Annotated in this window: 12 protein-coding genes, 1 pseudogene and 1 riboswitch; of the genes and pseudogenes, 3 read left to right on the top strand and 10 right to left on the bottom strand. The window is 77.3% G+C overall.

Annotated features, from left to right (window positions below; translation table 11 throughout):
- From ribH to rpe, 5 genes and pseudogenes are all read right to left on the bottom strand, one after another.
- A partial coding sequence (gene ribH / locus GTQ99_RS14625; RefSeq protein ID WP_166616472.1) for a 6,7-dimethyl-8-ribityllumazine synthase occupies positions 1 to 459 on the bottom strand: 459 nt, incomplete at its 3' end.
- Positions 460 to 488: 29 nt separating this feature from the next.
- Positions 489 to 1067, bottom strand: a pseudogene (gene ribB / locus GTQ99_RS14630) (3,4-dihydroxy-2-butanone-4-phosphate synthase); the annotation flags it as partial.
- A 26-nt stretch (positions 1068 to 1093) separates the two neighbouring features.
- A complete protein-coding gene (locus tag GTQ99_RS14635; RefSeq protein ID WP_166616473.1) occupies positions 1094 to 1747 on the bottom strand; it encodes a riboflavin synthase in 654 nt (217 codons plus the stop codon).
- Complete coding sequence (gene ribD, locus GTQ99_RS14640) at positions 1728 to 2783, bottom strand: bifunctional diaminohydroxyphosphoribosylaminopyrimidine deaminase/5-amino-6-(5-phosphoribosylamino)uracil reductase RibD (protein ID WP_166616483.1); 1056 nt, start codon at positions 2781 to 2783, stop codon at positions 1728 to 1730. Before ribD ends, GTQ99_RS14635 begins: the two co-directional genes overlap by 20 nt.
- Before the next feature lie 216 nt (positions 2784 to 2999).
- Positions 3000 to 3128, bottom strand: a riboswitch (FMN riboswitch).
- A 131-nt stretch (positions 3129 to 3259) separates the two neighbouring features.
- Positions 3260 to 3925, bottom strand: a complete 666-nt coding sequence (gene rpe / locus GTQ99_RS14645) for a ribulose-phosphate 3-epimerase (RefSeq protein ID WP_166616474.1) — start codon at positions 3923 to 3925, stop codon at positions 3260 to 3262.
- Between the two features lie 89 nt (positions 3926 to 4014).
- On the opposite strand from rpe, the gene GTQ99_RS14650 reads away from it, so the two are divergent.
- Positions 4015 to 4245: a hypothetical protein gene (locus GTQ99_RS14650; protein ID WP_166616475.1), complete on the top strand. Its 231-nt coding sequence runs from the start codon at positions 4015 to 4017 to the stop codon at positions 4243 to 4245.
- Positions 4246 to 4647, top strand: coding sequence for a Fic family protein (locus GTQ99_RS14655; RefSeq protein ID WP_166616476.1), 402 nt, complete (start codon positions 4246 to 4248; stop codon positions 4645 to 4647). It begins immediately after the preceding gene.
- Positions 4648 to 4672: 25 nt separating this feature from the next.
- Here GTQ99_RS14655 and GTQ99_RS14660 read toward each other — a convergent pair whose 3' ends face one another.
- Genes GTQ99_RS14660 through def form a run of 5 tightly spaced genes read right to left on the bottom strand, consistent with a single transcriptional unit; the run spans position 4673 to position 9501 of the window.
- Positions 4673 to 5713: an alpha-hydroxy-acid oxidizing protein gene (locus GTQ99_RS14660; RefSeq protein WP_205707513.1), complete on the bottom strand. Its 1041-nt coding sequence runs from the start codon at positions 5711 to 5713 to the stop codon at positions 4673 to 4675.
- A 57-nt stretch (positions 5714 to 5770) separates the two neighbouring features.
- Complete coding sequence (locus GTQ99_RS14665) at positions 5771 to 6547, bottom strand: isocitrate lyase/phosphoenolpyruvate mutase family protein (protein WP_166616478.1); 777 nt, start codon at positions 6545 to 6547, stop codon at positions 5771 to 5773.
- Positions 6548 to 6584: 37 nt separating this feature from the next.
- The gene (locus GTQ99_RS14670; protein ID WP_338075010.1) at positions 6585 to 8039 is read right to left on the bottom strand and encodes an RsmB/NOP family class I SAM-dependent RNA methyltransferase; all 1455 of its coding nucleotides are present in this window, start codon (positions 8037 to 8039) and stop codon (positions 6585 to 6587) included.
- The gene (gene fmt, locus GTQ99_RS14675) at positions 8036 to 8956 is read right to left on the bottom strand and encodes a methionyl-tRNA formyltransferase (RefSeq protein WP_166616479.1); all 921 of its coding nucleotides are present in this window, start codon (positions 8954 to 8956) and stop codon (positions 8036 to 8038) included. Before fmt ends, GTQ99_RS14670 begins: the two co-directional genes overlap by 4 nt.
- On the bottom strand, positions 8956 to 9501 hold the full coding sequence (gene def, locus GTQ99_RS14680; protein ID WP_166616480.1) for a peptide deformylase: 546 nt from the start codon (positions 9499 to 9501) through the stop codon (positions 8956 to 8958). The genes fmt and def overlap by 1 nt, the downstream gene beginning before the upstream one ends.
- A gap of 170 nt (positions 9502 to 9671) precedes the next feature.
- Here def and GTQ99_RS14685 point away from each other — a divergent pair.
- Positions 9672 to 9899 (top strand): DUF6458 family protein (locus GTQ99_RS14685; protein ID WP_166616481.1); only part of this gene is annotated, 228 nt, incomplete at its 3' end.

Below are 9899 nucleotides of genomic sequence, written 5' to 3' on the forward strand. Positions count from 1 at the left end.
GCGCAGGGCCACCACGGTCTCCAGCGCGGCGAGGACGGCCTCGGCGCCCTTGTCCTCGCGCGAGCCGCGCAGACCGGCCCGGTGCAGCGCCTGGGCCTCGTTGTCGACGGTGAGCACGCCGAAGCCGACGGGCACGCCGGTGCTGACCGCGACCTGGGTGAGCCCGGAGGTGGCCGCCTCGCAGACGTAGTCGAAGTGCGGGGTGCCGCCGCGGATGACGACGCCCAGGGCGACGACGGCGTCGACGCCGGTGCGGGCCAGGCGGGCGGCGGCCACCGGCAGCTCGAAGGCGCCGGGCACGCGCACCTCCACGACGTCGGTCACCCCGGACTCGCGCAGCGCCCGCCGGGCGCCCTCCACCAGCCCGTCCATGACCTCGGCGTGCCAGCGGGCGGCCACGAGGGCCACCCTCACCCCGCTGCCGTCGACCTCGATCTCGGGACTCCCGTCGCCGCTCACGCGTCTCCTCCTCGTCCGGCCGCGGACAGGTGCGCCCGCAGCTCCGCGATCGTCAGCACGGGCAGGTCGTCCCTGCGGCCGAGCTCGACCACCTGCTCCCAGCGTGACATCGACCCGTCGTCCTCGACGAGCTCGGCGATGATCGCGACGGGCTCCAGCCCGGCCAGCCGGCACAGGTCGACGGCGGCCTCGGTGTGCCCGGCCCGCTCCAGCACCCCGCCGGGGCGGGCGCGCAGCGGGAAGACGTGCCCGGGGCGCACCAGGTCGCCCGGGGCGCTGGCCGGGTCGGCGAGGACGCGCGCGGTGCGGGCCCGGTCGGCCGCGGAGATCCCCGTGCTGACCCCGCTCGCCGCGTCGCAGCTGACGGTGTAGTCGGTGCGCAGGGAGTCCTCGTTGCGCTCCACCATGCGCGGCAGGCCGAGGGCCTCGGCGCGCTCGGCGGGCATCGGCGCGCAGAGCATCCCGGAGGTGTGCCGCACGGTCCAGCCGATCCACTCCGGCGTCGCCAGCTCTGCCGCCAGCACCGCGTCGCCCTCGTTCTCGCGGTCGGCGGCGTCGGTGACGAGCACCGGCCGCCCCGCCCGCAGCGCCTGGAGCGCCGCGGCCAGCGCGCCCGCGGCCACCGCCGGCGCGCTCACGGCGCGACCTGCTCGCCGGCCCGCCCGCCGGCCCGGTCCGCGCGCTCGAAGGCGGTGATGCGCTCCACGTACTTGGCGAGCACGTCCACCTCCAGGTTGACCACGGCGCCGACCTCGCGGCGGCCGAGGGTGGTCAGCTCCAGGGTGGTGGGGATGAGCGAGACCTCGAACCACGGCTGCGGGTCGTCGACGGCGCTGACCGCGGACACCGTCAGCGACGTGCCGTCGACGGTGATCGAGCCCTTCTCCACCACGTAGCGGGCCAGGCCGCCCGGCAGCGCGATGCGCACCACCTCCCACGCCTCCCCCGGCGTGCGGGCGGCGACGGTGCCGGTGCCGTCGACGTGGCCCTGCACGACGTGCCCGCCCAGGCGCCCGTGCGCGGCCACCGCCCGCTCCAGGTTCACCCGGCGCCCGGCGGCCACGTCGTGCAGCGAGCTGCGCCGCAGCGACTCGGCCATGACGTCGACGGTGAAGACCCCCGGCTCGGGCTGGTCGACGACGGTCAGGCAGACGCCGTCCACGGCGATGGACGCCCCGTGCACGGCGTCGGAGGTGACGAGGGGTCCTCGCACGCTCAGCCGGGCGGAGTCGCTCCCGCGCTCGACGGCGACGACCTCGCCGACCTCCTCAACGATCCCGGTGAACACCGGCGGCCTCCTTCACGGGCAGGGCGGGGTCTGCGGACCAGACCCCGGACGGGACGGGACGCGCCACGAGGCGGACGTCGTCGCCGGTGCGCTCCACCGAGCGCAGCCGCAGGCGGGCGATGTCCGGCATCGAGCGGACGCCGAGGTCGCCGACCGCGGCGGGGCCGGCGCCGAGCAGCGCGGGCGCGAGGTAGCAGACGACCTCGTCGACGAGACCGGCGGCGGCGAAGGCCGCGGCCAGGGTGGGGCCGCCCTCGAGCAGGACGGTGCGCACCTCCCGCGCGGCGAGGGCGGCGAGCACGGCGTGCGGCTCGCGCGAGCGCACGTGCAGCAGCGGGGCGCGCTCGTCGCGCAGCCGCGCGCCCGCGGGCAGCTCGCGCAGCCCGGCGACGACCCGCAGCGGCTGCGGGCCCTCGACCTCGCGGCCGTCGGCGCGCACGGTGAGGGCGGGGTCGTCGGCGAGCGCGGTGCCGGTGCCGACGAGGACGGCGTCGTGCTCGGCGCGCAGCCGGTGCACGTCGGCGCGGGAGGCGGCGGAGGTGATCCAGCGGCTGCTGCCGTCGGCGGCCGCGGAGCGCCCGTCGAGGGTGGCCGCCCACTTCCACGTCACCCACGGCCGGCCGCGGCCGACGGCGGCGGCCCAGCGCTCGTTGAGGGCGCGGGACTCGGGCGCGAGCAGGCCCGTCTCGACGTCGACGCCGGCCGCGGCGAGCTCGGCGGCCCCGCCGGCCGCGCGCGGGTTGGGGTCGGTGTCGGCGACGACGACGCGGGAGACGCCGGCGGCCAGCAGGGCGCGGCTGCACGGGCCGGTGCGGCCGGTGTGGGTGCACGGCTCGAGGGTGACGACGGCGGTCGCGCCGCGGGCCGCGCCCTCAGGCAGCGCCGCCAGGGCGGCGGCCTCGGCGTGCGGCGTGCCCGCTCCCCGGTGGGCGCCCTCGGCGAGCACCCGCCCGTCGGGGGCCAGCAGGACGCAGCCGACGCGGGGGTTGGGACCGGTGCGCGGGCCCTGCGCGGCCAGCTGCAGGGCGCGGTGCATCGCGCGCAGCTCGCGCGCGGCGCGCTGCGGGTCGGCGGGCGTCGCCGCCGTCGCGTCCAGCACGGTTCTCCACTCCCGACGGCCGGCAGGCGGTCCGGGCGGGGGGCAGGCCGTCGGGCGGTCCGGGCGCGCACGCGCCTGCGGACCGTCGACGACACCGACGCCGGCGCCGCGACCGCGGTCGGCGGGTGCCGACGGCGGGTCGCCGCGGCGACGTCGCGCGCTGCCTCCCATCCGGACTGTCACCGTCGGTCCCGGAGTTCCACCGGATCAGCCGCCCACCGCAGTGGAGGCTCGCGGACTGTCACCGCCGGTTCGGAATCCCACCGACCCCGGAGCACGCGTGTCGTGCGGTCTTGCTCGCTGTTGCTGTTGCTCTGTCGCTCGCTGTGTCGCTGTCCCGGGCGGGGAGCCCGGGTGCGGCCAGTCTGCCACGCGCTCGCGCGCGCGAGCGGGGACCCGGGGGCGCGGTGCGCTCAGTGGGCGCAGGCGGCGGTGGCCAGCTCGCGCAGCTGCGCGATGGCGGCCGCGGCGTCGTCGGCGCCGTAGACGGCCGAGCCCGCGACGAACACGTCGGCGCCGGCCTCGGCGGCGCGCTCGATCGTGGCGGCCGAGACGCCGCCGTCGACCTGCAGCCGCACGTCGAGGCCGGAGGCGTCGACGGCCCGCCGGGCGCGGCGCAGCTTGGGCAGCGTGACGTCGAGGAAGCTCTGGCCGCCGAAACCGGGTTCGACGGTCATCACGAGGAGCATGTCGAACTCGCCGAGCAGGTCCACGAACGGCTCCAGCGGCGTGGCCGGGCGCAGCGCGAGGCCGGCGCGGCCGCCGGCCCTGCGGATCTCGCGGGCGAGCTTGACCGGGGCGGCGGCGGCCTCGGCGTGGAAGGTGACGCCGGCGGCACCGGCCTCGGCGTAGGCGGGCGCCCACCGGTCGGGCGCCTCGATCATGAGGTGGCAGTCCAGCGGGACGGGCGAGACCGCCTGCAGCGCCTCGACGACGGGCAGGCCGAGGGTGAGGTTGGGCACGAAGTGCCCGTCCATGACGTCGACGTGCGCGGCGTCCGCGGTGGAGATCCGCGCGAGCTCCGCCTGCAGGTTGGCGAAGTCCGCGGACAGGATGCTGGGGTTCACCTGGATGGCCACCCGGTGACCCTAGCCGCCGCCGCACGGGTGGCCGGGGACCGCCCCACCGGTCGTGACGTCACCGTGCACCACTGGTGTACCGTGACGTCATGCCGGAGACGACCGCGTTCACGCTGCGCCTGGACGCCGCGCACCGCTCGATGCTCGAGCGGCTGCAGTCGCGCAGCCCCGGCGTCTCGCGCCAGCGCCTGTTCGAGTCGCTGCTGGAGAGGGCCGACGAGGCCGACCGCGCCGACGTGCAGGACGTGGCCCGCGCCATCTACGCGGGCAACCGCGAGCTGTTCGACGCGCTGGTGGACAGCGAAGCGCAGCCCGTCTAGGTGCTGCACCCGATCCGCTACCTGACCGTCGGCGACGTCGTCCGCTTCACCCGGCTCTTCCCCGACGGCCCCTACGGCGTCCGCGACGCCGGACTGCTCGCGCTGGCCGTCCAGCGCCCCCAGCTGCAGGTCCTGGGCCGCGACGCCTACCCCGACCTGCCGCGCAAGGCCGCCGCGCTGCTGCACTCGCTGGCGCTCACCCGCCCGCTCGTGGACGGCAACGAGCGCACCGCGCTGCTGGCGGCGCTGGCCCTGCTGCACGTCAACGGCACCAGCGTCGGCGTCACCTCCGCGCGCGCGGGCCGCGAGCTGACCCGCGACGTCGCCGAGGGGCGCCTGGAGGACGTCGGCGAGATCGCCGCGCGCCTGCTGGCCCTGCTGGACCGGCGCCTGCCCGGGTGAGGGGCGGCGCCCGCCCGGCCGGCGCTCAGCGCCGCACGACGTCCGCGGGCGTCAGGTCGTGGATCGAGCCGACCCCCAGCTGGCGCAGCGTCGTGCGCAGCTCGTGCTGGTACTGCGCGAGCACCGCGGCGACCCCGGCCGCGCCGTCGGCGGCCAGGCCCCACATCACCGGCCGGCCCACGTGGACGGCCTTGGCGCCCAGGGCGAGCGCGACCGCTGCGTGGTGGCCGCCGCGCACGCCGGAGTCCACGTGCACCTCCACCTCCGAGGCGACCTCGGCGAGGATCTCCGGCAGGGCGGCGGCGGAGGTGACGGAGATGCCCAGCCGGCGCCCGCCGTGGGTGGAGACGACGATGCCGTCCGCCCCGGCGTCCACGCAGCGGCGCGCGTCGCGGGCGGTGAGCACGCCCTTGGCCAGCACGGGCAGGCCGGAGACCTCCGCCAGCCAGCCGATGGTGTCCGGCGTCAGGTCCAGGGCCATGTCGACGTCGCTGCCGTAGCGCTCGACCTCGGCCTCGGTGAGGTTGCCGGTGCGGTACTTGTGGTGCGACTCCACCCAGTTGCGCGGGTCGATCTCGGCCTGCTCGCGCCCCAGCGCCGTCGTGTCGACGGTGAGGACGATCGCCTTCGCGCCCGCCTCGACGGCCCGCTCGACGAGCAGCTGCGTCACCGAGCGGTCGCGGGCGACGTAGACCTGGTACCACCAGGGCGCGCCCTCGGCGGCGATGTCGGCGAACTTCACGCCGGTGTTCGTGGAGACGCCCAGCAGCGTGCCGGCCTGCGCGGCGCCGCGGGCGGTGAGGACCTCCCCCTCCGGCTGCGCACCGACCTGCTGGGCCATGGGCGCCACCAGGACCGGCGCGGCGACGGGGGTGCCGAGGACCTCGGTGGCGGTGTCCTGGGTGCGGCAGTCGCGCAGCACGCTGGGGCGCAGCCGGAAGCCGTTCCAGTCGGCGATGCCCTCCCGGTCGCAGGTGCCGTCCCCGGCGGCGGAGTGGTAGTACGCCGCGACGTAGTCGGGCAGCACGGCGTCGGCGCGGTGGGCGAGGTCGTCGATCCAGGTCACGGACGGCATCCTCGCCCACGCGCGCCCCCCGGTGTCACCGGGTTCACGCGGAAGGGCTCAGTTGAGGTCCCTGGTGCCCTCCGGGATCCCCCCACCGGCGTAGATGCCCCGGGTGGCGTCCTGCAGCGCGGTGAGCGCGACGCGCTGGGTCAGCGGGCCGTAGGTGATGCGCGCGACGCCGAGCTCGGCCAGCCGCGCCTGCGGGGGCACCCCGGGGAAGCCGATGACGCTGAGCCGCTGCGGGCCGAACGCCTCGACGAGCTGCTGCACGGCGTCCTCGTCGAGCGGGCCGGGCACGAAGACGGACGTCGCGCCGGCCTCCAGGTAGGCCCTGCCGCGCTCGGCGGCGTCGGCGAGGACGACCTCGCGCGGGCGGTCCCCGCCGCGCACGAAGGCGTCGGTGCGGGCGTTGAGGACGAAGGGGACCCCCTCGGCCTCGCCGGCGGCCACGACGGCCTCGACCTTGGCGACCGACTCGGCCAGCGGCAGCAGCTGGTCCTCGACGTTGGCGCCCACCACGCCGACGCCGACGGCCCTGCGCACCGTCTCCCCGGCGTCGCCGAAGCCGCCGTCGAGGTCGGCGGTCACGGGCAGGTCGCCGGCGGCGACGACGATGCGCCCCACCATCGTGAGCGCGAGGTCGAGGGGCACCTGCTCGCCGTCGCCGTAGCCGAAGGAGGCGGCGACGGAGTGCCCGGCGGTGGCCAGCGCCCTGGTCCGCGGCTCGGCGGCGACGACGCGGGCGCTCACGGCGTCCCAGACGTTGACGAGGACGAGCAGTTCGGGGTCGGTGTGCAGCTGCCGCAGCGCGGCGGCCTTCTCGGCGGAGTTCACCGGGTCAACGTCTCACGGGTGCCGCACCCCGCGCGGCTCAGTCCGCGCGGCGCAGCAGGGCCACGTGCATGGCGTCGGTGCCGTGGGTGTGCGGCCACAGCTGCACGGCGCTGCCCGCCGCCGCCCCCGGCAGGCCCTCGGTGATCCGCGCGAGCACCGCGGGGGTGTCCAGGCGCTCGACGGCGACGCCCCGCTTGGCGGCGGCCTTGACCGCGTCGTCGACGACGAGCCGGGTCTCGCCCAGCACCGGTGAGCACGTCGCGTAGGCGACCACCCCGCCGGGGCGCACCGCCTCCAGCGCGGAGGTCAGCAGGGCCCGCTGCAGCGGGCCGAGCGTCCCGAGGTCGGCGGGGGTGCGCCGCCAGCGCGCCTCCGGGCGCCGGCGCAGCGCCCCCAGGCCCGTGCAGGGGGCGTCGACGAGGACGCGGTCGTAGGCGCGCGGCTCCTCGGCACCGACCTCGCGGCCGTCGGCGACGCGCACCTCGGTCTCGCCGGGCACGGCCGCGAGCGCGGTGCGCACCAGCTGCGCGCGGTGGGCGGCGACCTCCACGGCCGTCAGCCGGGCACCGCGGCCGGCGGCGGTGGCCGCCAGCAGGGCCGCCTTGCCGCCGGGTCCGGCGCACAGGTCCAGCCAGCGCTCGTCGCGGCCCTCGACGTCCGCGGCGGCCAGCAGCTGGGCGACGAGCTGGCTGCCCTCGTCCTGCACGCGCGCGCGGCCCTCGCGCACGGCGGGGACGGCCGCGGGGTCGCCGTGCCGCAGGACGGCGGCCGTGGAGGCCCACCGGCCGGGCACGACCTCCACGGCCGAGCCGCCGCCGAGCAGGTCGGCGGGGGTGGCCAGCCCGGGCAGCGCGCTGAGCGCCACCGCGGCCGGGGTGTTGTCGGCCGCCAGCAGCGCGGGCAGCTCGGCGACGTCGTGCCCGTGCGCGCGCAGCGCCTCGCGCAGGCTGCGCACGACCCACTGCGGGTGCGAGTGGCGCACCGCCAGGTCGGCGTCCTCGTCGCCGGTGCTCGCGACCTCGTCCAGCCAGCCGTCCAGCTCGCGGCCGACGGCCTTGCGCAGCACGGCGTTGACGAGCCCGGAGGGGCCGCCGCCGAGGACGTTGCGGGCCAGCGCGACGCTGGTGGCGACGGCGGCGTGGTCGGGCACCCGCATGGCCAGCAGCTGGTGCGCGCCCATCCGCAGCACGTCCAGGACGCCCGGGTCCAGCTCCGCGAACGGGCGGTCCACGAGGGTCCCCAGCAGCGCGTCGTAGGTGCCGCGCCCGCGCAGCACGCCGTAGGCGAGCTCGGTGGCGAAGGCCGCGTCGCGGCCGCCGACGCGGCGCTCGCGCAGCAGCCTGGGCAGCACGAGGTTGGCGTAGGCGTCCTCGGCGTCGACGGCGCGCAGCACGTCGAAGACGACGCGGCGGGCCTCGTCGACGCGGGTGAAGCGGTCCTGCTTCACGCCGCGGCGCGGGCTGCTCTGACCCGGGATGCTCCGGCCGGTCACACGAACTCCTCTCCCGGCTCGGGCCGGGTACCGCGCGCCCAGTCGGTCGCGCCCATCAGCTTCTTGCCCGCGGGCTGGACCAGGCCGAGCTCGACTGAGCCGGCCCCGGTGCCCACGAGGACCCGCCCGCGCTCCACGACGATGCGGCCGGCGGGCAGCGGGTCCGGGTGCGGGAGCACGGGGGCGAGCTTGAACCGCTCGCCGCGGAACGTGGTCCAGGCCCCCGGGTCGGGGGTGCACCCGCGCACCCGCCGGTCCACCTCGGCGGCCGGTGCGCTCCAGTCGACGCGGGCCTCCTCGACGCTGATCTTGGGAGCCAGCGAGACGCCCTCGGCGGGCTGCGGCACGGCGCTCGCGCTCCCCGCCTCCAGGGCGTCGAGGACGTCCACGAGCAGCCCCGCCCCGCGCGCGGCGAGGCGGCCCAGCAGGTCCCCGGAGGTGTCGCGGGGGCCGACGGGCTCGGTGAGGCGGCCGAGCACGGGCCCGGTGTCCAGGCCCTCCTCCAGCTGGAACACGCAGGCGCCGGTGACCTCGTCCCCGGCCATCACGGCGCGCTGGACGGGAGCCGCCCCGCGCCAGGCCGGCAGCAGCGAGAAGTGCAGGTTGAGCCAGCCCAGGCGCGGGACCTGCAGCGCCTCGCGCGGCACGAGGGCGCCGTAGGCGACGACGGGGCACGCGTCGGGGGCCAGCTCGCGCAGCGCGGCGAGGAAGGCCTCCCCGCGCGGGCGCTCGGGCTGCAGCAGCGGCAGGCCCGCCTCGCGGGCGCGCAGCGCCACCGGGGAGGCGACCGGCCGCCGGCCGCGGCCGGCGGGGGCGTCGGGGCGGGTCAGGACGGCGACGACCTCGTGGGAGCTGGCCAGCAGCGCGTCCAGCGCGACCAGCGCGACGTCGGGGGTGCCGGCGACGACGAGGCGCACTACCTCGCCTGTCCGAACGTCTCGTGCGGGGAGACCTTGACCTGCGGGACGGGCAGGCCCATCCACTCCGCCTCGCGGACGGCCTTGAGGGCCAGCTTGCGCTGGGCCCGGTCGAGGCGGTCGATGAAGAGGATGCCGTCGAGGTGGTCGGTCTCGTGCTGGATGGCGCGCGCCTTGTACTCCGAGCCCGTGATGGTCACCGGCTCGCCGTGCACGTCGAAGCCCCTGGCGACCACGTGCAGCGCGCGCTTGGTGTCGGCGACGATCCCGGGGAAGGACAGGCAGCCCTCGTCGCCCTCCTGGCACTCCTCGCTCAGCTCCAGCACGGGGTTGACGAGGTGGCCCAGCTCGCCGTCGGCGTGGTAGGTGAACACGCGCAGCGACACCCCCAGCTGGGGCGCGGCCAGGCCCGCCCCGGGGGCGGCGAGCATCGTCTCCTCGAGGTCCTTGACGAGCTGGCGCAGCTCCTTGTCGAAGGTGGTGACCTCCTCGGCGCGCTGGCGCAGGACGGGGTCCCCGAAGAGTCGGATCGGCTGGATCGCCACGGTTCTCCTGGTCTGGTCTCGCCGGGTCGGCGGTGGTGGGGGCGGGGTCGATCCTAGGCGCCGCCGCCGACGGCCGGTCCGGCCCGGGGCGTCGGGGCGATCACCGCCACCCGGGTGGCGGTGATCGCCGTCGAGGTGCGGGCGCCCCGGCCGTGGAGCACCCTGGCAGCATGCGCCTGGGAACCGGCATCTTCCTCATCGCCCTCGGGGCGATCCTGACCTTCGCGGTCGACGTCGACCTCAGCGGCGTGGACCTGCAGGTCGTCGGGTGGATCCTCATGGGCGTGGGCGTCCTGGGGATCGTGCTGGAGCTCGCCGTCTTCCAGCCGCGCCGGCGCGCCGAGGAGGTCACCACCTTCGACAAGGAGCTGCGCCAGCTCGTCAAGGACCTCGAGGAG

Source organism: Kineococcus vitellinus (genome assembly GCF_009906315.1).
GTDB lineage: Bacteria > Actinomycetota > Actinomycetes > Actinomycetales > Kineococcaceae > Kineococcus > Kineococcus vitellinus.

Excerpts from the sequence above, each read along its gene's own strand:
- ribD (WP_166616483.1), bottom strand. The coding sequence starts at position 2,783 with ATGCACCGCGCCCTGCAGCTGGCCGCGCAGGGCCCGCGCACCGGTCCC.
- GTQ99_RS14650 (WP_166616475.1), top strand. The coding sequence starts at position 4,015 with ATGCCGGAGACGACCGCGTTCACGCTGCGCCTGGACGCCGCGCACCGC.